Genomic DNA, 20,883 nt, shown 5'->3' with positions numbered 1-20,883 from the left:
CCTGCGAGTGGATTAGAATGAATTCTTGGCGCGAAGCGATTTCATGAAGGAGCAACGCTTTGAACAATAATATGTTTTCCAAAGCGGCGGTGTGGTTGGTCATCGCGCTGGTCTTGTTTACTGTGTTTAAACAGTTCGACAAGCCGCACGTCCAGGAAGGCGTGACGTACTCCCAGTTCATGGACGATGCCAAGAATGGCAAGGTCAAGAACGTGATAGTGCAGGGGCGCAGCCTTCAGGTGACGCCCAGCGACGGCCAGAAATACACCATCGTGTCGCCCGGCGACATCTGGATGGTGGGCGACCTCATGAAGTATGGCGTTCAAGTTTCGGGCAAAGCCGATGACGAACCGAACGCGCTCATGTCCGTGCTCTACTACCTCGGACCCACGTTGCTGATCATCGGCTTCTGGTTCTACATGATGCGGCAGATGCAGGGCGGGGGTAAGGGCGGTGCCTTTTCCTTCGGCAAATCCCGCGCGCGCCTCATCGACGAGAATGCCAATCCCGTGACGTTTGCCGACGTCGCCGGTTGCGACGAAGCCAAATATGAAGTCGGCGAGTTGGTCGACTTCCTGAAAGACCCTCAGAAATTCCAGAAGCTCGGCGGTCGTATCCCGCGCGGTGTGCTGCTCGTCGGCCCGCCGGGAACCGGTAAGACGCTGCTTGCCCGCGCCATCGCCGGCGAGGCCAAGGTGCCGTTCTTCAGCATCTCGGGTTCCGACTTCGTGGAAATGTTCGTCGGCGTGGGGGCGGCCCGCGTTCGCGACATGTTTGAAAACGCGAAGAAACAATCGCCGTGTATCGTGTTCATCGACGAAATCGACGCGGTCGGCCGCCATCGTGGCGCCGGCATGGGCGGCGGTAACGACGAACGCGAGCAAACGCTGAACCAGATGCTCGTCGAGATGGATGGCTTCGAAGCCAACTCGGGCGTGATCGTGATCGCCGCAACGAACAGGTCGGACGTGCTCGACAAGGCGCTGCTGCGCCCGGGCCGCTTCGACCGTCAGGTCTACGTCGGTCTGCCGGACATCCGCGGCCGTGAGCAGATCCTGAAGGTGCACCTGCGCAAGGTGCCGATCTCGAACGACGTCGATGCTTCGGTCATCGCGCGCGGAACGCCGGGCATGTCGGGCGCCGATCTGGCGAACCTCGTGAACGAAGCCGCGCTGTTCGCGGCGCGCCGTAACAAGCGCATCGTCGAAATGCTCGACTTCGAAGACGCGAAGGACAAGATCTTCATGGGTCCGGAGCGCAAGTCGGCAGTGATGCGCGACGAAGAGCGACGTGCCACGGCCTATCACGAGTCGGGTCACGCGGTGGTGGCAATGCTGCTGCCGGGTGCCGATCCGGTGCACAAGGTCACGATCATCCCGCGCGGCTGGGCTCTGGGCTTGACGATGCAGTTGCCGGAACACGACAAGTACTCGGAGTATCGCGACACGATGCTCACGCAGATCGCCATCCTGTTCGGTGGGCGTGCGGCAGAGGAAGTGTTCATCAACAAGATGTCGACGGGCGCTTCGAACGACTTCGAGCGTGCCACCAAGCTCGCCCGCGACATGGTGACCCGTTACGGGATGTCGGACGCCCTGGGACCGATGGTCTACGTCGACACGGAGCAAGACTCGGTGTTCGGCCGGATGTCCGCCAAGTCCGTGTCGGAAGCCACGCAGCAGAAGGTCGACGGGGAAGTTCGCCGCATTCTGGACGAACAGTACGCTCTGGCCAAGACGTTGCTGCAAGACAACCGCGACAAGGTCGAATCGATGACCCAGGCGCTGATGGAATGGGAAACGATCGACGGCGAGCAAATCGGCGACATCATGGATGGTCGTCCGCCGCGTCCGCCGAAGAGCGGTCCGACGAACGGTGGCGCGTCGGGCGGCAATCCGCCGCTCAAGCCCAGCAACACCCCGGCGACCGTCTAAACGCGTAAAAGCCTGGCACGCGCAAGCGCTGCCATCCCAGGAAGGCCGGCACTGCGCCGGCCTTTTTGCGTTCAGACGCGGTGGCGCTGCCCGCAGCCCGCCGCCGCGCGCGGAACGCGACGAATATCGGTGTTACCGAGTGTTTCGATGGTCGATGTGACGGGTGATTCCGGTAACATTACGCCCATACGCAGCGTCCGGTATCTCGGGCGCGCAGGTCCGGTCCTGGCGAACGGGCCGCTATATTTGGCCTTATTGAGCTGAGCTTCCGAATGTCCTCCGAGCCGTCGCAATCCCTTCCTCCCATGTCCCCTGACGCCGACGATATCGTCGAGGCAGGCGCGTTACCGGACATCCCGGCCCCCCCCGCCACGCTGGCCTTCGGCCCACGTTTCACGCTCGATGCCCGCCGCGTGCATGTCATGGGCATCCTGAATGTCACGCCTGACTCATTTTCCGATGGCGGCAAGTTTGTCGCGCGCGACGCCGCCCTGCGCCATGCTGAACAGTTGATTGCCGACGGCGTCGACATTCTCGATATCGGTGGGGAATCGACCCGTCCGGGCGCCGAAGCGCTGTCGGAAGCCGCCGAACTCGAACGCGTCGTACCGATCGTCGAAGCGCTGCGCGATTGCTGCGTGCCGCTCTCGGTCGATACCTATAAGCCGGGCGTGATGCGCGCGGTGCTCGCCGCCGGCGCGGACATGATCAACGACATCTGGGGGTTCCAGCAGCCCGGTGCCATCGACGCGGTGCGCGAGAGCGAAGCCGCACTGTGCGTCATGCACATGCTGCACGACCCGAAGACCATGCAGGACGCACCGATCTACACCGACGTCGTCACCGAGGTTGCCGCATTCCTCGACGGTCGGGTGGACGCGCTGCTCTCGGCCGGTGTTGCGCCGTCGCGTCTGTACCTGGACCCGGGATTCGGCTTCGGCAAGAATCTCGCCCATAATCTCGCACTGCTCAAACACTTGCGTGTGCTGTCGCGCGATGGATTGCCGTTGCTCGTCGGCATGTCGCGAAAGCGGATGCTGGGCGAAATTACCGGGCGTCAGGCGCCATTGGAGCGCCGGGTGGCCAGCGTCGCCGCAGCGATGTGTGCCGCGCAGCAGGGCGCGGCCATCGTGCGCGTGCACGATGTCGCCGAGACGGTCGATGCGCTCAAGGTCTGGCACGCCGTGCGCGACGCCGAGTAACCCTGCCGCGGGCAAACCCGTCGGAAGGCCCCATCGCCGCAAGCCAATGGGGACCCAGCGGGGACGCGCGCCGGCGATAATGGCGGGGGCAGTGGCCCCCCACCGTCTGACGACGGCACATATAAAGATTGAACGACGCGCGCGTGCGGTCCCTCATCCGGCGCAGCGCCTCAACTGGGAACGATGCAACGATGAAACGACGCTATTTTGGGACCGACGGGATTCGCGGTACGGTGGGCGAAAGCCCGATCACGCCAGAGTTCGTGCTGCGACTCGGTTATGCCGCGGGTCGCGTGCTGGCCGGCAACCAAACGCTGGGCCGTCCGACGGTGTTGATCGGCAAGGACACGCGCGTCTCCGGCTATATGCTCGAAGCCGCGCTGGAAGCCGGTTTTGCGGCGGCCGGCGTCGACACCATGATGGCAGGCCCGATGCCCACGCCCGCCGTAGCCTACCTCACCCGGGCGCTGCGCCTGGCGGCTGGCGTGGTGATCAGCGCGTCGCACAACCCGTACCACGACAACGGCATCAAATTCTTCTCGGCGGATGGTAACAAGCTGCCGGACCAGACCGAACTGGCCATCGAAGCCGAACTCGACAATCCGATGACCTGCGTGCGCTCCGAGCAACTCGGCAAGGCGCGTCGTCTGGACGACGCCGCAGGCCGCTACATCGAGTTCTGCAAGAGCACGTTCCCGAACGACTTCGACTTGCGCGGCATGAAGATCGTGGTCGATTGCGCCAATGGCGCGGCGTATCACATCGCGCCCCATGTCTTCCACGAGTTGGGCGCCGAGGTTATCGCGATCGGCAACCAGCCGAACGGTTTCAACATCAACGAGGACTGCGGGGCGACGGCGCCGGATGCGCTCATGCGCGCCGTGCGTGCGAATCACGCGGATCTCGGCGTGGCGCTCGATGGCGATGCTGATCGCCTGCAGATCGTCGACGGTGCGGGACGTCTCTACAACGGCGACGAGCTGCTGTATCTGTTGGTGAAGGACCGGCTGGACAATGGCGGTGTGCCGGGTGCCGTAGGCACGTTGATGACCAATATGGCCGTCGAAGTCGCCCTCAAGGACCTCGGGGTGCCGTTCGTGCGCGCCAAGGTCGGCGACCGTTACGTGCTCGAGCAACTACACAAGCACGGTTGGCAGATTGGCGCGGAGGGCTCCGGCCACATTTTGTGTCTGGACAAGCACACGACGGGCGACGGCATCATCTCGGCCTTGCAAGTGCTGGCGGCGATCCGTCGCGCGGGCAACCCGCCGCTGGCGAAGCTGCTCGACGGCGTGCGCCTGTTCCCGCAACAAATGATCAACGTCCGTACGCCGGCCGGCTACGACTGGCAGAGCGATGCGCGCCTGTCCGACGAGCGCAACGCCGTCGAATCTCAGTTGGGAGATACGGGGCGCGTGCTCATTCGCGCATCGGGCACCGAGCCCGTGCTGCGCGTGATGGTGGAAGCCCGCGAAGCCTCCCAAGCCACGTCCTTCGCCCAGCATCTGGCCGACGTCGTCAAATCGGCCGCCTGAGCGTTCCCTGAACGCCCGGTCTGCCGTCCGTCCTGGCAGGGCCGTGCCCCCCCGAGTGGGGCGGCACGGCAGACAACGCCGAATCCCCTCATCGAAGTCGATCCCGCGGGCGCCCAGCGCCGGTCAACGCGTCGTCGCACCCCTGCGGTTCAGGCTTCCCATCATGGCAATCGACTCAACCCGATATTTCCATTTGTGACACGGTGGCCTAGGATGGTTAGACGGTTTGCACCCGTGTCACGGCGCTGACATGTGTCCCGAATTGGGCGTTTTGCGCGATGGCATGTGCTTTGAGATACCCTAAACCCTTGCTACACAACGCTTTTTGGTCCCAGCGAGAGGCGGGAGATGCCTCCGGCAACGTGACGATCCCGAGTCAACTTTATGACGCCGATATTGTGAGCTTTCACAGATGACACATGATTGTCACATTCGGACTCTATTCTTCGAGCCAACCACACGCTGTAACCACACCAACTCGGAGAAATCCATGAAGCTGATGAAGACTGCGATTGCCGGCATGGCTGGCATTCTGTTTGCCGCTGGCGCGATTGCGGGCGAAATTACGGGTGCAGGCAGCACGTTCGCCGCGCCGATCTACACGAAGTGGGCTGACGCCTACCAAAAGGCGACCTCGAACAAGGTCAACTATCAGGGCATCGGTTCGTCGGGCGGCATCAAGCAAATCCAGGCCAAGACCGTCGATTTCGCAGGTTCGGACGCTCCGCTGACGGACGAAGAACTGGCCAAGCAAGGCCTGTTCCAGTTCCCGACGGTGGTTGGCGGCATCGTGCCGGTGGTCAACGTGCCGGGCGTGAAGGCGGGCGAGCTGGTCCTGTCGGGCCCGGTGCTGGGCGACATCTATCTGGGCAAGATCAAGAAGTGGAACGATCCGGCCATCGCCAAGCTGAACCCGAAGGTCAAGCTGCCGGATACCGATATCGCCGTGGTTCGCCGCGCCGACGGTTCGGGCACGAGCTTCGTGTTCACGAACTATCTGTCGAAGGTCAATGCCGAGTGGAAGAGCAAGGTTGGCGAAGGCACCACGGTGAACTGGCCGACGGGTACGGGCGGCAAGGGTAACGACGGCGTCGCCGCTTTCGTGCAACGCCTGCCGGGCGCGATCGGTTATGTCGAGTCGGCCTACGCCACGCAGAACAAGCTGACGTACACGGCACTGACGAACGCCGACGGCAAGACCGTTGAGCCGACCACGGAAACGTTCGCTGCGGCAGCGGCCAAGGCCGAATGGTCGAAGACGTTCTACCAGATCCTGACCAACGAGAAGGGCGACAAGTCGTGGCCGATCGTGGCTGCCACCTTCGTGCTGGTGCACCAGAAGGCTGACGCCGGCAAGGAAGCGCAGGGCGCCGACGTGCTGAAGTTCTTCGACTGGTCGTTCAAGAATGGCGAGAAGACCGCCAAGGAACTGGACTACATCCCGCTGCCGGAAGCGGTGCTGAAGCAAATCCGTGCAGGTTGGAAGGCGAAGGTTGCCGAGTCGGCCCACAAGGCCGGCATCTAAAGCAGCCTTGCTGGCCCCGGGCAATGCACGGTTGCATTGCCCGGGGCCTCAACCCGGCATTATCCGCGCCGCCTGTTCCGAAGCCCGACCTCTGATCTGGCAACGGCAGGCGGCGCGCTCACGCTGAGACGACATCATGGCAGAAGCCACCCGCCCCCTCGCAACAGCAGGCGCGCAGCGCGCTCCGTCTTCCGTTGGCGACTTTCTTTTCGCGCTGCTCACCCGCGCGGCCGCGCTCATTACGCTGCTCTTGCTCGGTGGCATCATCGTGTCGCTGATGTACAGCGCACTGCCGTCGATTCAGAAATTTGGCTTCGCCTTCTTGTGGACGAAGGAATGGGATCCGCCCGCCGATCACTTCGGCGCGCTCGTGCCGATCTACGGCACACTCGTCACGTCGCTCATTGCGCTCATCATCGCGGTGCCGGTCAGCTTCGGCATTGCGCTGTTCTTGACTGAACTCTCGCCCGTATGGCTGCGCCGCCCGCTCGGTACGGCCATCGAGCTGCTCGCCGCCATCCCGAGCATTGTCTACGGGATGTGGGGCCTGCTGATCTTCGCCCCGATCTTCAGCCAGTACTTCCAGAAGCCGCTGCAGACGCTGCTCGGCAACGTCCCGGTCATCGGCGCGCTGTTCCAGGGACCGCCGCTGGGCATCGGTATTCTGCCCGCCGGTGTGATCCTCGCGATCATGATCATTCCGTACATTGCCTCGGTCATGCGCGACGTGTTCGAAGTCACGCCCGTGCTGCTCAAGGAGTCGGCCTACGGCATTGGCTGCACCACCTGGGAGGTGATGTGGCGCGTGGTGCTGCCCTTCACGAAGACGGGGGTGATCGGTGGCGTCATGCTAGGGCTGGGCCGCGCGCTTGGCGAGACCATGGCCGTGACCTTCGTGATCGGCAACACGAACCTGCTCGACAACGTATCGCTCTATTCGCCGGGCAACAGCATTACCTCGGCGCTCGCCAACGAGTTCGCCGAAGCCGGCCCGGGGCTGCATACGGCCGCCCTGATGGAGCTCGGCCTGATTCTGTTCTTCATCACCTTTGTGGTGTTGGCGCTGTCCAAGCTCATGCTGTTGCGCCTTGAGAAAAGCGAAGGTAAATAATGACCCAACAAGCGCTCGAACTGGAAACCCCAGCCGTGAAGCCGACCGACGCCGTGACCCGCGTGCGGCTGCAAGCTTACCGTCGCCGCAAGAACATTTTTGCGATCGCGATGTCGCTCGCGGCCATGGCCTTCGGCCTGATCTGGCTGCTGTGGATTCTCTACACCACGCTCTCGCTGGGCATCGGCGGTCTGTCGCTGTCGCTGTTCACTGAAATGACGCCGCCGCCGAACACGGCTGGCGGGGGGCTCGCCAATGCCATCGCGGGCAGTGTCGTGATGGTCGGTGTGGCCACGTTCCTCGGCACGCCACTGGGTATTCTGGCCGGGGTGTACCTGGCCGAGTACGGTCAGAAGTCGTGGCTCGCGAGCCTCACCCGCTTCATCAACGACATTCTGCTCTCGGCGCCGTCGATCGTGATCGGCCTGTTCGTGTACGCGCTGGTCGTGGCACAGATGGGGCACTTCTCGGCGTGGGCCGGCATTGTGTCGCTCGCGCTGCTGCAGATCCCGATCGTGATCCGTACGACCGAGAACATGCTCAAGCTCGTGCCGAACAACTTGCGTGAGGCCGCGTTCGCTCTGGGCACGCCGAAGTGGCGCATCATCGTCAAGATTACGCTGAAGGCGTCGATCGCCGGTATCGTGACGGGCGTGCTGCTCGCCGTGGCGCGTATCGCGGGCGAGACGGCACCGCTGCTGTTCACGGCGCTGTCGAACCAGTTCTGGTCGATGAACCTGAATCAGCCGATGGCCAACCTGCCGGTCACGATCTTCAAATTTGCCATGAGCCCGTTTGCGGAGTGGCAGTCGCTCGCCTGGGCGGGCGTGTTCATCATCACCCTCGGGGTGCTGCTGCTGAACATCCTGGCGCGCACGCTGTTTGCCAAGAAGTAAGCGGCAACGCGAGACGATACAACGCGACGACACCACGCATACCTGACGGTTAAGACGACCATGACGAATCCGACGCAAGACATCAAACTGCCCTCGAAGATTGAAGTCAATAACCTGAACTTCTTCTACGACAAATACCACGCGCTCAAGAACATCAACCTGCGCATTCCCGACCGCAAGGTCACGGCCTTCATCGGCCCATCGGGCTGCGGCAAATCGACGCTGCTGCGCACGTTCAACAAGATGTACGCCCTGTACCCGGAGCAACGCGCCGAGGGCGAGATCAACATGGACGGTGAAAACCTGCTGACCTCGAAGCAGGACATTGCGCTGCTGCGCGCGAAGGTCGGCATGGTGTTCCAGAAGCCGACGCCGTTCCCGATGTCGATCTACGACAACATCTCGTTCGGTGTGCGCCTGTTCGAAAAGCTCTCGCGCTCGGAAATGGACGACCGCGTGGAGTGGGCGCTGACCAAGGCGGCGCTGTGGGGCGAAGTCAAGGACAAGCTGCAACAGTCGGGCTACGGCCTGTCCGGCGGTCAGCAACAGCGACTGTGCATTGCGCGCGGCATTGCGATCCGCCCGGAAGTGCTGCTGCTCGACGAGCCGTGCTCGGCGCTCGACCCGATCTCCACGGGCCGTATCGAAGAGCTGATCGCCGAACTCAAGGACGACTACACCGTGGTGATCGTCACGCACAACATGCAGCAGGCGGCACGTTGCTCGGACTTCACCGCCTATATGTATCTGGGCGAATTGATCGAATTCGGGGAAACGGAGAAGATCTTCATCAAGCCGGACCGTAAAGAGACCGAAGACTACATCACCGGCCGTTTCGGTTGATGCCCACGAGGAATTTCGATATGAACGACAAACACCTTTCCAGCCAGTTCGACTCGGACCTGAATCAGCTTTGCTCGCGCGTTCTTGAAATGGGCGGCCTGGTCGAATCGCAGCTCGTGACGGCCATGCGGGGGCTCAACACGTTCGACCGTGCTCTGGTCGACGAAGTGATCGCCACCGAGCAGCGCCTGAACACCATGGAAGTCGAGATCGACGAAGAGTGCAGCAAGATCATTGCCCGTCGCCAGCCGACCGCGCGCGATCTTCGCCTGCTGCTCTCGATCTCGAAGTCGATCACCAACCTCGAGCGCGCAGGCGACGAGGCCGAGAAGATCGCCAAGCGTACCCGTCACCTCCTGGAAGACGGCGCGGCGCAAACCGTGAACTTCGCCGAGATCAAACTCTCGGGCGACATGGCCGCTCAGTTGCTGCGCCGCACGCTCGACGCGTTTGCGCGTCTCGACATCGTGGCCGCGGCCGAGATCGTGCGCGACGATAAGGCCATCGACAACGAATTCCGTGGCTTCGTGCGCAAGCTGGTGACCTACATGATGGAAGATCCGCGCACCATCTCGGCGGGCCTGGAATTCCTGTTCATCGCCAAGGCGATCGAGCGCATCGGCGATCACGCGAAGAACATTGCGGAATTCATCATTTACATTGTCAAGGGCACCGACGTCCGGCACATTTCGCGCGAAGACCTGCAGCGCCAAGTGCAAGGCGAATGAACGGCCCGACATCATTGAAGGTTTGAGAGGAAACCGATGCCCAGCAGCATTCTGATCGTGGAAGACGAGCCGGCGATCTCCGAGCTGATCTCCGTTAATCTGCAACACGCGGGTCACTATCCGATTCGGGCCTACAACGCCGAGCAGGCACTCACGCTGATCAGTGACGTGCTGCCCGACCTGGTGCTGCTTGACTGGATGCTGCCAGGCAAGTCAGGCGTGACGTTCGCACGAGAGCTTCGGGCAAACGAGCGCACCAAGCACGTGCCGATCATCATGCTCACCGCCCGCAGCGAAGAGCAGGACAAGGTGATGGGCCTGGAGATCGGCGCGGACGATTACGTCACCAAGCCGTTCTCGCCGAAGGAACTGATGGCGCGGATCAAGGCCGTGCTGCGACGCCGTGCGCCGCAGTTGACCGAAGACGCGGTGAGCGTGAACGGCCTGAAGCTCGATCCGGCGACGCATCGCGTTACGAGCCATCAGTCGAGCGGCGACATCAAGGTGGATTTGGGACCGACGGAATTCCGCCTGCTGCACTTCTTCATGACGCATCCGGAGCGCGTGCACAGCCGCTCGCAGTTGCTCGACCAGGTGTGGGGCGATCACGTGTTCGTGGAAGAGCGCACGGTGGACGTGCACATCAAGCGTCTGCGCGCCGCGCTCAAGCCGGCCGGCCACGATGCTATGATCGAGACCGTACGCGGCAGCGGCTACCGTTTGACGAAGTCGGCTTGAGGCATCGCGCCTCGCCTTCGGGCGAGGCCTGCCGTGCCAATGCCGCCCTTGTCCCATGGGGCGTGGGCGGCAAAACCCCTGTGCATCGTCTATGAATATCATCTGGGCCCGTGCGCTGACGCTCCTGATCCTGCAAGCCTTCATCTCGACGGCCATCGGCTGGTTCTTTGGCGCGAGCGTGGGCTATATCGCGGCCATCTTTCTGCTGGTCACACAAGTCCTCTTCAACGTCTATCACGCCCAGCGCCTCTGGCGTTTGCTTGACGCCCCAGTCTATGGTGAGGTGCCGAGTGCACTCGGGTTGTGGGGGGAAATCTATTACCGGCTGCACAAGCTGGCCAAGCGCTGGCATAACCAGGTCAAGCAGGTGGAACAACAGCACGCTCGCTTCATCCAGGCGATCCAGGCATCGCCCAACGGCGTGATCATGCTCGACGAGCACAACCAGATCGAGTGGTGCAATGCGATTGCCGAGTCGCATTTCGGTATCGACGCCAAGCGTGATCTGCGTCAGCAAATCACGCATCTCCTGCGCACACCGGCCTTTGTGCACTACCTGTCGTCGGAGCGCTACGACGAGGCGCTGCTCATGCACCACATGGGCGAGAAGCGCAACAACGTGCTGTCCATGCAGGTGTTCCCGTATGGCGACCATCGCAAGCTCATGATTTCGCTCGACGTCACCGATCTCGAACGCACCGACTCGATGCGCCGTGACTTCGTGGCCAACGTCTCGCATGAACTCAAGACGCCACTGACCGTGCTCTCCGGATTTCTGGAGACGGTCGGCGAGCTGCCGCTCTCGCCCGAGGAGATCCAGCGCTATGTCGAGATCATGCGCCAGCAGGCCTCGCGTATGCAGAACATCGTGAACGATCTGCTCACGCTGGCGAAGCTCGAAGGCAGCGGCAAGCCGCCGCCGGACGAGCGCATCGATATGGGCATGCAGATGCGCTCGCTACGCAGCGACGCCGAAGGGCTCTCGCAGGGGCAACATGTGATCGAAGTCACGCAGGCCGACGGACTCGATTTGCGTGGCGCCGAAGGCGAGCTGCACAGCGCGTTCAGCAATCTGGTGAGCAATGCGGTGCGCTACACGCCGCCGGGCGGCAAAATCCGCATCGAGTGGGGGCCGACGGACGACGGCGGTGCCCGCTTCGCGGTGACCGACTCCGGGCTGGGGATTCCGGCGGAACATATTCCTCGGCTCACAGAACGCTTCTACCGTATCGACCGCAGCCGATCGCGCGATACGGGCGGTACCGGCCTCGGCCTCGCGATTGTCAAGCACGTGCTGACGCGCCATCAGGCGGATCTGAAGGTGACGAGCGAGGTGGGGCGCGGCAGCACGTTCGCCATTCAGTTTCCGCCCACGCGCGTGACGCAGCGCGCGCCGGTCGACGCCGCCGCGCCACGTTTGACCGTAGACGGCTAAACCTGGGCGACTTGGCGCGCACCGCACACGCGCACGGCTGACCGATGACCGGTCAGCCGCGCGTACCGGTCTGTACGTGCTGGGCGAGTTCCTGCATCAATGCCATCTGGCTGTTGAACGGCCTTTTGCCCGGCTTGCGACGCACGTAGGTGCCGTCCGGACGCATCAGCCATGCGGCGGTGTTGTCACGCAGGTGCACCATCAGACCCTCGCGAATCACGCGGGCCTTCAGGCGCTTGTCTCGTACCGGAAAGGCCACCTCCACGCGACGGAAGAAGTTGCGCTCCATCCAGTCGGCGCTTGAAAGCATGACTTTCTCGTCGCCGTTCGCATAGAAGTAATAGATGCGATGGTGCTCGAGAAAGCGCCCGACGATCGAGCGCACGGTAATGTTCTCGGAAAGGCCCGGTACACCGGCGCGCAGCGAGCACACGCCGCGCACGATCAAATCGATTTTCACCCCCGCGCGCGCCGCTTTGTACAGTTCGGCAATGATCGTCGGTTCGAGCAGCGCATTCATTTTCGCGATGATGCGGGCTTTCTTGCCGGCCGCGGCCGCTTCCGTCTCGTGCCGGATGGCCTCGAGCAGATGCGTGTGCATCGTGAACGGCGATTGCCACAGGCCCTGCAACTGGGTCTGCCGGCCGATGCCTGTCAGTTGCTGGAAGACGATGTGGACGTCGGCGCACAGCGCCTCGTCGGCGGTCATCAGGCCGAAGTCCGTGTACAGACGGGCCGTGCGCGGGTGATAGTTGCCGGTGCCGAGATGGACGTAGCGTTTGAGGAACGTCTTCTTGCCCTGACGCGTGCGGCGCACGACGAGCAGCATCTTCGCGTGACACTTATGACCGACCACGCCGTAGACCACGTGAGCGCCGACCGCTTCGAGCTGTGCTGCCCAGTTGATGTTGGTCTCTTCGTCGAAGCGCGCAAGCAGCTCCACCACGACCGTGACTTCCTTGCCGTTGCGGGCCGCCTCCATCAGGGCATCCATCAGCGCGGATTCGTTGCCGGTACGGTAGATCGTTTGCTTGATGGCCACCACGTCAGGGTCGCGAGCGGCTTGCAGCAGCAGCTCCAGCACCGGCTGGAAGCTGTCATACGGGTGATGCAGCAGCAGGTCGCCCTGGTCGATGAGGTCGAATATCGCGGGCGCCGCGCTCATGCGCTTGGGCAGCGCCGGCACGAATGGCGCGAACTTGAGGTCCGGGCGGTCGACCATCTCGGGCAGCGGCATCAGGCGCACGAGGTTGACGGGGCCCTTGACGCGGTAGCAGTCCGAGTCAGTCAGGCCGCATTCCGTTTGGAGGCGTCGCACGAGGCGCGACGGCGTGCCGGCATCGACTTCGAGACGTACGGCGTCGCCGAGATGGCGGGCCGGGAGTTCGCCTTGCAGCGCGGTGCGCAGGTTGGTGATTTCGTCCTCGTCGACGAACAGATCGCTGTTGCGCGTGACGCGGAACTGATGGCAGCCTTTGGCCGTGAGTCCTGGGAACAGTTCACTGGCGAAGCGCAGCATGAGCGAGCTGAGCAGCACGAAGCTGTTCGGCAAGGGGGCGAGCCCTGGAGGCATGGGAACCAGCCGGGGCAGGGCGCGCGGGGCCTGGACGATGGCGAGTTCGGCGTCGCGTCCGAAGGCGTCTTTGCCTTCGAGTTCGACGGCGAAGTTCAGGCTCTTGTTGAGCACGCGTGGGAACGGGTGTGCGGGATCGAGCCCGATCGGCGTGAGGACCGGCACGAGTTCGCGCAGGAAGTAGTCGCGGGCCCATTCGACCTGGGCGTCGTTCCACTGGCCGGACGGGTGAAACGCGATGCCTTCGGCTTCGAGGCAGGGCAGCAGGCTATCGAACATCGCGTACTGCTTTTCCACCAGCGCTTGCGCCCGGGCGCAAACTTGCGTGTAAACTTGCTGGAACGTCATGCCGTCGGGTGTGAGCATGCCCGGATTTTCGCGCATCTGCTCCTTCAGCCCGGCGACGCGGATTTCGAAGAACTCATCCAGATTGCTACTCACGATACAGACGAAGCGAAGGCGTTCCAGCAGCGGCGTTGCGGGGTCGGCTGCCTGGGCGAGTACGCGTTCATTGAACGCCAGAATGCCCAGCTCGCGGTTGAGCAGCGGATAATTCATGGTGACCGTGCGAAAGACATGGGATTGGCGTGAATTCTTCATCCGTATTGTTACAGTTATATGACGTTCACATTTGTCAACGACGTGTCATATTCGATTTGTAGCGTATTCGTCATTTATTTGTCGAGTGCGCGTCATGCTTTTCGTGTGATACGTCCTCCACTCCGGCACCCTTCGCTCAGGCGCATCCCGACATGAGTACTCCCTCGCCCTTGTTAGCGGCCGTCGATCTCGGCTCGAACAGTTTTCGCCTGATCATCGGCCGCGTGGAGGAAACGTCCGCCGGCACGCAGATCTATCAGGTGGATGCGCTGCGCGAGCCGGTTCGGCTGGCGGCGGGCCTGAACGACGAGAAGTACCTCGATCATCCGTCGCAGCAACGCGGCTGGGACGTCCTCAAGCGCTTTGGCGAGCGGCTGCGGGGCTTTCATCCCGACAAGGTCCGCGCGGTGGCCACGAACACGCTGCGTGTCGCCAAGAACGCCGACGATTTTCTTGGTGAGGCACAGCACGCGCTCGGGTTTCCCATCGAAGTCATTGCCGGGCGGGAAGAGGCGCGCCTGATCTATGCGGGTGCCGCACACTCGGTGCCGACGTGCCAGGGTAACCGACTTGTCGTGGATATTGGGGGGGGCTCCACCGAATTCATTATCGGGCAGGATTACGAGCCGCTCATCATGGAGAGCCTGTATATCGGCTGCGTGAGTCATAGCCGGCAGTTCTTTCCCAGCGGCAACGTCGACGAATACGCGATGAAGCAGGCCGAACTGGCCGCTCGTCGCGAGATCCAGATCATTGCGGCGACTTATCGTGACGCCGCCTGGTCGCAGGCGATCGGCTCGTCGGGAACGGCACGTGCGCTGGCCGAATTGCTCGAAGCCAATGGGTTCAACGACGGCGGTTTGCACGGCCTCACGCGCGGTGGGCTCGAGCGCCTCAAGCGCGCGCTTATCAAGGCGGAGAACGCCAACCGCCTCAAGCTGGCGGGGCTCAAGCAAGATCGAATTCCGGTGCTGCCGGGCGGCCTGTCCATCATGTTGTCCGTCTTCAATGAACTCGAGGTCGAGCATATGGAGACGACCGACGCCGCGCTGCGGCTCGGCGTGATGTACGACTTGCTGGGGCGTACCCAGCATCAGGATATGCGGGCGGTGACCGTCGAGCAGTTCGTGCGTCGGTATGGCGTGGACCGTGCACAGGCCGAGCGTGTAGGACGCCTGGCGATTCGGCTGTATCGCCAATTGCCGGTCGAGGTGCTTGAGGACGACGGCGCGGCGGGGGAACTGGACGACGGTCGCGGGGAAGGCGAGGCGTTGCTCAACTGGGCGTCGTCGCTGCACGAGATGGGATTGTCGATCTCGCACAGCGCGTACCACAAGCATTCGGCGTATATCGGCAGCAACGCGGACATGCCGGGCTTTTCGCGCCCCGATCAGGCGCGATTGGCCGAGCTGTTGCTGGGGCATGTCGGCAAGCTGGGCAAGTTGGCCTCACAGGCGCAGCAGGTCGATTGGCAACTGTTGTTCTGTCTGCGCCTGGCGGTATTGTTTTGTCGCCGCCGCACGGATGCGTTGCCGGACGCCATCGAGGTCAAACGGCTTGGCGATGGCTTCATGGTGTCGGTGGCACGCGCGTGGATCGACGCCAATCCGCTGACCGACTATAGCCTGCAGCGTGAGGCGCAGGAGTGGGAGAAGATCGGCATGCGCTACAAGGTCGTGTACGCCTGACGCATGAGGGCCAGCCCGCCTGTTGAGGGCGAGGGGGGGCAAACGACGAAGCCCGGCATCTGCCGGGCTTTTTTGTGTCCGTTGGCGGGACGGACGACTTGGGCGGAGGCGGCAGGCGTTCAGGCCTGTTTGAGCTTGTTCAGCAGTTCCGCGCCAAGAAAATGGCGTGCGTAGCGCGGGTTGATGTCGGACAGGCGGAACAACGTGAGGAAGTCGGCGGTGTTGAAATCGGGGTCCCAGGCCGGGGCGCCGCAAATACGGGCGCCTAGGCGCAGGTATCCCTTGACCAGGGCGGGCGGCTCGACCTCCAGCGTCGATTGCAGCTCGCTCACCGGCAGCGCGATGCGCGGCACGGCGTGGTACTCGGCCGGCGCCATGGCGGTGTCCTGCAGCTTGCGATAGAGGCTGGCGGCGTAGTGGCCGCCGTCGGCCATCGGCACGCTGGCGCAACCGAGCATCGTCTCCAGGCCGTTGCGCAGCATATACTCGGCCAGACCGCTCCAGAGCGCCATGATGACGGCGCCGTTGCGGTATTCGGCATGCACGCACGAGCGGCCGGTTTCGAGCATCTTCGGGCGCAGATGGTCCAGCCGGGAGAGATCGAATTCCCCTTCGGAGTACAAACGGCCAAGGCGCTTGGCCTGACCCGGGGGCAGTACGCGGTAGGTGCCGACCACCTTGAGCGAGTCCTGATCGCGTACGATCAAGTGGTCGCAGTATTGGTCGTACTCGTCGACATCCAGGCCTGCGGGGCCCTTGACCGACGCGCCCATTTCTTCGGCAAAGACGTGGTATCTCAGGCGTTGGGCTTCCCGAAGCTCGCTTTCGTCGCGTGCCCACGCCACACCCAGATTCGGCTTGAGAGGCGTTTCAGGGCGAGGAAGACGCCTCCGCGAGTTGGGGGTCAACGAAGAGAGCGGCATGGTGGGGTTCGGCAGGTCGCGCATAAAGGCCCTTTGTTTGACGGTCGCGTTGCGACGTACTTTAAAAAGCATCAATGTCGATTCCGTGAACGGTATGTGACAATTCTATGACAAAACGTCCGGTGTCATGATGTCAGGGCGCGTTTTGGGCCCCTTGCGCCAGCCAATTCACGGGGGGGAAGGAGAGGGAGGCGCCGCCGTCGCCTTCGGTTTAGAGCAGGTCGGGATTGACGACGGCGCGCACGACCACCTGGCTCTCGTCTTCGCGGCGGCGTGAGGAGAGCCACCAGATGCCGGCCTTCTTGATCGTCCAGTAGGCTTCCTGGCCGGTCAGCAGCAGGGCGGCGAGTTGGCCGAGGGCGGGTTGGTGGCCGACGAGCACGACCGTCTGGACGTTGCCGGGCCAGCCGATCGTCCCCAGCAGCGTCATGGCGTTCGCGCCGGGGGCGAGATCGTGCACGATGCGTGGTTTGGGGGTAAGCGCCTGAGCGGTCTGGACCGCCCGCAACGCAGGGCTGGAGAGGATAAGAGCGTCTTCTGGGAGACGCGGGCGCAGCCATTGGGCGGCCTTTTCGGCCTGTTTGCGGCCACGGTCGGTGAGCTCGCGGGCCAGATCGGCCTGGGCACTGAGGGCGAGGGAGGCAGGCAGGTTTTCGGCGTCGGCGTGACGCCAGAGAATCAGGTTCATCGACACAGGTTCGGACATGGTGAACCTCCCACTATGACGGGGTTTCGTGGCGACGGCATGACCGTCGGCGAGCCGCTGCGAGACGACTATTGTGCCAGCGGTGGATGGAAAAATGCCGACGCGGCGCACATTGATTTGACGCGGTGCGCCGAACCCACTAGAATGCGTGCTCTTCGTCGGAGCGTAGCGCAGCCTGGTAGCGCATCTGATTTGGGATCAGAGGGTCGTAGGTTCGAATCCTATCGCTCCGACCACTAAATTCAAGGGGTTGGGACAGGCAACATCTATTGTCCCTATTCTCTGCCCTTGCAATTTCCCAACGGCATTAACGACAACGTCTTGCGCGTGTGCATGCGCCGCGTGGTTCGTTATGCGTGTCCCTGCCGCGCGCTGGGCATGCCATTTGCGCGCCATGACGGTCTCTTGCCTCCATGTTGATTAGTAATCCAATGTAAATTCACGCGACGGTCGTGGACGCGCATCGCGTATCTCGCATTGTCGAATGACTTAACCGCCGAGCGAGGCTTCCGGTTGGGATGTATCCGATATTCATACGAACGGGCTAATTGGCTCGTCGCAACTGCGCTAGCCGCGCAGCGGCCTTGAGCCGCCCCGTGACGTCGGTGTGCATACGTTCTGGCGGTTTGACGAAACGTGCTGGCCTTGCAAACGATAACGAAAGCTGGATAACTTCAAAGACGATACATCGATACTTTGACGGCCAATTTCGTTAAATCTTGGAAGCGCATGGCAACGATCATTCCCTCTCTGTCCTCGTGCGCGGGCAGAATGCAGCCCGGCGAACGCAGACTCGCCGAGCGGCTGGAGCAGAAACTCGAAAACGACTATCTGATCTGGTATGACGTTCCCGTCGCCACGATGCAGTCGTATCCGGACTTTGTGGTGCTTCACCCTCAGCGTGGGTTGCTCATCCTCGAAGTCAAGGACTGGAAGGTTTCGACCGTCCTGCGTGCCGATCGCGGCGACTGGCGAATTTTGGGGAGCAACGGCCCCAAAACCGTCATCAGTCCGCTTGAGCAGGCGCGTCGATATACGCTCGACATCGTCAATGCGCTTGAGCGGGATCCGCAACTGGTGAATCCTGCGGGGCATCCCTACGCGGGGAAATTGCGACTGCCCTGGACGTTCGGCGTCGTGTTGCCGAACATGACGCGCAAGCAGTTCACGGATGGCGGTTTGGGGCATGCGCTCGAGCCTTCGAGAGTCATTTGCGCCGACGAAATGACGGAGTCTGTCGACGCGGAAGCGTTTCAGACCCGGTTGTGGCAAATGTTCAAGTTCCAGTTCCGCGAAAAACTGACGCTGCCGCAGATCGATCGATTTCGATGGATTCTTTTCCCGGAAGTGCGCGTGCAGGCGACTCAGCTCGACCTGCTGTCGGATCAGATCGAACTGCCCGACATCATGGCCGTCATGGACGTGCAGCAGGAGCAGTTGGCACGAAGCCTGGGCGATGGTCACCGCGTCATTCACGGCGTGGCAGGGTCGGGAAAGACGATGATCCTCGGTTATCGCGCCGAATACCTGGCCACGCAATCGGACAAGCCCGTGTTGGTGCTTTGTTTCAGCGAGCCACTTTCCCGAAAGATCCAATCGGTCATGGAGGCCAAGGGCTTGTCGGCCAAGGTCATCGTCCGACATTTTCACGGTTGGTGTTCGGATCAATTGAATGCCTATCACGTCACGCGCCCGAAAGGGGCGGGTGAACGGTTTTTTGCGGAACTGGTTCAGTGCGTGATCAACGCCGTTGATCGAGGCAGTATTCCTGCGGCGCAGTACGCCGCCGTGCTGATCGACGAGGGCCACGACTTCGAGCCGTCCTGGTTCAAGCTTGTCGTACAAATGGTTTCGCCGGAATGCCGTCATTTGCTCGTGCTGTATGACGATGCGCAATCGATCTTCAATCGTTCCGAGCGGCAGGGATTCAGCTTCAAGAGCGTTGGCGTGCAGGCGCAGGGACGCACGACGATTCTCAAGATCAACTATCGGAATACGCGGCAAATACTCGCGCTTGCCGCGAGCGTGGCCGAGGACATTCTGGACGCGAAGGCCACTGACGACGATGGGGTGCCTTTGATTCGTCCGATCAGCTGTGGGCGAGAGGGGCCACAACCCATGCTGATCAAACTTCCGTCGATTGCCGATGAGGCCGAAGCCATTTCGAAGCAAATGGGACAGGCACATCAGCAAGGCACGGCGTGGCAGGACATGGCGATCGTTTATCGGACATGGAGTGTCGGCCAGGCGTGCGTTGACGCGCTGGCGAAGGCGCGAATCCCCTACCAGTGGCAGCAGCGAGATCGCAAGCGGTTTTCCCCCAGTGCGGACGCGGTCACCGTATTGACCATGCACGCCAGCAAAGGCCTGGAGTATCCGTTCGTAGCCGTGCCCGGCGTCGGAGCGATGTCGCTGGATGAAGCCGATCTGAAGCAAGAGGCTCGCCTCTTTTACATTGCGGCGACACGCGCGACTCATCGGCTCCTTGTCACCGGTAGCGGGGATTCTTTATTCATGCGCAAACTGTTTCCGGAGGATTCATTGCACGTTGCCTCCTGAGCGAGGGGCGGGCGTGTAGTGAATGGGCGGCGGGGCGAGGTCCGTCGCCGCCGTCGCCCGCGCGAACTTCCCGCATCGATCGCCTGCCTGCGCGCACGCAGATTGCGTCGTGGTACGATCAGATTCATCCACGTCACTCAGATCGTGGCTTCGATCCGGTCCATGCCCGTCGCGAGGCGGGTACATCAGGGGGCAATATGTCTGCCGAGCAAAAGACGCCTTATCGCGGGTTCATCATCGTTACCGTTCTCGAACGTCTGCCCAAGGGGCGCGCGCGACTCTCGGCCAAGGTGCTTGCCGACGATGCGGATCACAAGCGGCGTCTTGGCGGAAAGAAGCTCCTGCAGGCCAAGCGTTGGTTCGATCATTTTGCCGACGATCTGGCCGCGCCCATCATCGAAGGGCTCAAGCGCACGATCGACCTCGAATTGGCGACGGCGGCGAAGGCGGCCAAGTCTCTCAAACCTGCAAAGGCGGCGATGGGTGTGAAGTCCGTCAGGACGGCAAAGCCCAGGGCCGTGAAAGTGCCGGCGGTCGCGGCTGTCGATCGCTGACAATCCAGTCATGTACATTTTCCGCGATTTGTGTGTATAATCCCGACCTTGTCCAAAATCTGGGCATCGAGGGAGGCGGTTCTCATTGACGAACGATGAGCGTGCCGCTTTGCCATCAATCAACCGTTCAGCCAGTCTGGAAGGCGCGATGCAGGGTTCGCGGTAAGCGAGCCGGGCGTTGAAAGCCAATCGGGAGATCGCAGAGGAGGTGATTCGCGGTCCCGCCGGATGTGGTGTAGTGCAGTCCGTGGCAAATCCGTTCGTCGTGCCTGGCAGGAGAGGTCTCTTGCAGGGCGGGGAAGGGTGTTTTTGCCCGGTAAGTTAAATTTGCGG

Annotated in this window: 16 protein-coding genes and 1 tRNA gene; 14 read left to right on the top strand and 3 right to left on the bottom strand. The window is 62.3% G+C overall.

Going from position 1 to position 20,883, the window contains the following annotated elements; translation table 11 throughout:
• The first annotated feature begins 59 nt into the window (after window positions 1-59).
• From ftsH to phoR, 10 genes are all read left to right on the top strand, one after another.
• Window positions 60-1,934 (top strand): ATP-dependent zinc metalloprotease FtsH, encoded by a 1,875-nt coding sequence (ftsH, locus tag A985_RS0102765; protein WP_026131592.1) that lies wholly within the window; start codon window positions 60-62, stop codon window positions 1,932-1,934.
• 305 nt (window positions 1,935-2,239) lie between these two features.
• Window positions 2,240-3,136 (top strand): dihydropteroate synthase, encoded by an 897-nt coding sequence (gene folP / locus A985_RS0102760; RefSeq protein ID WP_017231902.1) that lies wholly within the window; start codon window positions 2,240-2,242, stop codon window positions 3,134-3,136.
• 191 nt (window positions 3,137-3,327) lie between these two features.
• Window positions 3,328-4,671, top strand: a complete 1,344-nt coding sequence (glmM, locus tag A985_RS0102755) for a phosphoglucosamine mutase (protein WP_017231901.1) — start codon at window positions 3,328-3,330, stop codon at window positions 4,669-4,671.
• A 490-nt stretch (window positions 4,672-5,161) separates the two neighbouring features.
• On the top strand, window positions 5,162-6,196 hold the full coding sequence (pstS, locus tag A985_RS0102750; RefSeq protein WP_017231900.1) for a phosphate ABC transporter substrate-binding protein PstS: 1,035 nt from the start codon (window positions 5,162-5,164) through the stop codon (window positions 6,194-6,196).
• 136 nt (window positions 6,197-6,332) lie between these two features.
• Complete coding sequence (gene pstC / locus A985_RS0102745) at window positions 6,333-7,307, top strand: phosphate ABC transporter permease PstC (RefSeq protein WP_017231899.1); 975 nt, start codon at window positions 6,333-6,335, stop codon at window positions 7,305-7,307.
• Complete coding sequence (gene pstA, locus A985_RS0102740; RefSeq protein ID WP_017231898.1) at window positions 7,307-8,203, top strand: phosphate ABC transporter permease PstA; 897 nt, start codon at window positions 7,307-7,309, stop codon at window positions 8,201-8,203. The genes pstC and pstA overlap by 1 nt, the downstream gene beginning before the upstream one ends.
• Window positions 8,204-8,263: 60 nt before the next feature.
• The gene (pstB, locus tag A985_RS0102735; RefSeq protein ID WP_017231897.1) at window positions 8,264-9,046 is read left to right on the top strand and encodes a phosphate ABC transporter ATP-binding protein PstB; all 783 of its coding nucleotides are present in this window, start codon (window positions 8,264-8,266) and stop codon (window positions 9,044-9,046) included.
• 20 nt (window positions 9,047-9,066) lie between these two features.
• Window positions 9,067-9,774 (top strand): phosphate signaling complex protein PhoU, encoded by a 708-nt coding sequence (phoU, locus tag A985_RS0102730; protein ID WP_017231896.1) that lies wholly within the window; start codon window positions 9,067-9,069, stop codon window positions 9,772-9,774.
• 36 nt (window positions 9,775-9,810) lie between these two features.
• Entirely contained in the window at window positions 9,811-10,512 is a 702-nt protein-coding gene (gene phoB / locus A985_RS0102725) for a phosphate regulon transcriptional regulator PhoB (protein WP_017231895.1), read from the top strand.
• A gap of 91 nt (window positions 10,513-10,603) precedes the next feature.
• On the top strand, window positions 10,604-11,947 hold the full coding sequence (gene phoR / locus A985_RS0102720; RefSeq protein WP_017231894.1) for a phosphate regulon sensor histidine kinase PhoR: 1,344 nt from the start codon (window positions 10,604-10,606) through the stop codon (window positions 11,945-11,947).
• 52 nt (window positions 11,948-11,999) lie between these two features.
• On the opposite strand, the gene ppk1 is transcribed toward phoR, so the two are convergent.
• Entirely contained in the window at window positions 12,000-14,120 is a 2,121-nt protein-coding gene (gene ppk1, locus A985_RS23930; RefSeq protein WP_017231893.1) for a polyphosphate kinase 1, read from the bottom strand.
• Window positions 14,121-14,272: 152 nt separating this feature from the next.
• Here ppk1 and ppx point away from each other — a divergent pair, with 152 nt between their 5' ends.
• Window positions 14,273-15,808: an exopolyphosphatase gene (gene ppx / locus A985_RS0102710; protein ID WP_026131591.1), complete on the top strand. Its 1,536-nt coding sequence runs from the start codon at window positions 14,273-14,275 to the stop codon at window positions 15,806-15,808.
• Window positions 15,809-15,927: 119 nt separating this feature from the next.
• Here ppx and A985_RS0102705 read toward each other — a convergent pair whose 3' ends face one another.
• Complete coding sequence (locus A985_RS0102705) at window positions 15,928-16,755, bottom strand: GNAT family N-acetyltransferase (protein ID WP_026131590.1); 828 nt, start codon at window positions 16,753-16,755, stop codon at window positions 15,928-15,930.
• 187 nt (window positions 16,756-16,942) lie between these two features.
• On the bottom strand, window positions 16,943-17,419 hold the full coding sequence (locus A985_RS0102700) for a histidine phosphatase family protein (RefSeq protein WP_026131589.1): 477 nt from the start codon (window positions 17,417-17,419) through the stop codon (window positions 16,943-16,945).
• A gap of 177 nt (window positions 17,420-17,596) precedes the next feature.
• Between A985_RS0102700 and A985_RS0102695 the strand changes: the two genes are divergently transcribed.
• The 3 genes from A985_RS0102695 to A985_RS0102685 all read left to right on the top strand — a co-directional run bounded on the left by A985_RS0102695 (window position 17,597) and on the right by A985_RS0102685 (window position 20,550).
• Window positions 17,597-17,673: transfer RNA gene (locus A985_RS0102695), tRNA-Pro, on the top strand.
• 493 nt (window positions 17,674-18,166) lie between these two features.
• Window positions 18,167-19,996: a DEAD/DEAH box helicase gene (locus A985_RS0102690; protein ID WP_026131588.1), complete on the top strand. Its 1,830-nt coding sequence runs from the start codon at window positions 18,167-18,169 to the stop codon at window positions 19,994-19,996.
• A 197-nt stretch (window positions 19,997-20,193) separates the two neighbouring features.
• On the top strand, window positions 20,194-20,550 hold the full coding sequence (locus tag A985_RS0102685) for a hypothetical protein (RefSeq protein WP_017231888.1): 357 nt from the start codon (window positions 20,194-20,196) through the stop codon (window positions 20,548-20,550).
• The last annotated feature ends 333 nt before the right edge of the window (window positions 20,551-20,883 follow it).

Source organism: Pandoraea sp. B-6 (genome assembly GCF_000282835.1).
Taxonomy (GTDB): domain Bacteria; phylum Pseudomonadota; class Gammaproteobacteria; order Burkholderiales; family Burkholderiaceae; genus Pandoraea; species Pandoraea cepalis.
This window is presented reverse-complemented; position numbering and strand designations above follow the sequence as displayed.

Bases quoted from the DNA above. Each gene is read 5' to 3' on its own strand.
- phoB (WP_017231895.1), top strand. From the start codon at position 9,811: ATGCCCAGCAGCATTCTGATCGTGGAAGACGAGCCGGCGATCTCCGAG.
- A985_RS0102690 (WP_026131588.1), top strand. From the start codon at position 18,167: ATGGCAACGATCATTCCCTCTCTGTCCTCGTGCGCGGGCAGAATGCAG.
- A985_RS0102685 (WP_017231888.1), top strand. From the start codon at position 20,194: ATGTCTGCCGAGCAAAAGACGCCTTATCGCGGGTTCATCATCGTTACC.
- ppx (WP_026131591.1), top strand. From the start codon at position 14,273: ATGAGTACTCCCTCGCCCTTGTTAGCGGCCGTCGATCTCGGCTCGAAC.
- A985_RS0102700 (WP_026131589.1), bottom strand. From the start codon at position 17,419: ATGAACCTGATTCTCTGGCGTCACGCCGACGCCGAAAACCTGCCTGCC.
- pstA (WP_017231898.1), top strand. From the start codon at position 7,307: ATGACCCAACAAGCGCTCGAACTGGAAACCCCAGCCGTGAAGCCGACC.
- folP (WP_017231902.1), top strand. From the start codon at position 2,240: ATGTCCCCTGACGCCGACGATATCGTCGAGGCAGGCGCGTTACCGGAC.
- A985_RS0102705 (WP_026131590.1), bottom strand. From the start codon at position 16,755: ATGCGCGACCTGCCGAACCCCACCATGCCGCTCTCTTCGTTGACCCCC.
- pstC (WP_017231899.1), top strand. From the start codon at position 6,333: ATGGCAGAAGCCACCCGCCCCCTCGCAACAGCAGGCGCGCAGCGCGCT.
- phoU (WP_017231896.1), top strand. From the start codon at position 9,067: ATGAACGACAAACACCTTTCCAGCCAGTTCGACTCGGACCTGAATCAG.
- phoR (WP_017231894.1), top strand. From the start codon at position 10,604: ATGAATATCATCTGGGCCCGTGCGCTGACGCTCCTGATCCTGCAAGCC.
- pstB (WP_017231897.1), top strand. From the start codon at position 8,264: ATGACGAATCCGACGCAAGACATCAAACTGCCCTCGAAGATTGAAGTC.
- ppk1 (WP_017231893.1), bottom strand. From the start codon at position 14,120: ATGAAGAATTCACGCCAATCCCATGTCTTTCGCACGGTCACCATGAAT.
- glmM (WP_017231901.1), top strand. From the start codon at position 3,328: ATGAAACGACGCTATTTTGGGACCGACGGGATTCGCGGTACGGTGGGC.
- pstS (WP_017231900.1), top strand. From the start codon at position 5,162: ATGAAGCTGATGAAGACTGCGATTGCCGGCATGGCTGGCATTCTGTTT.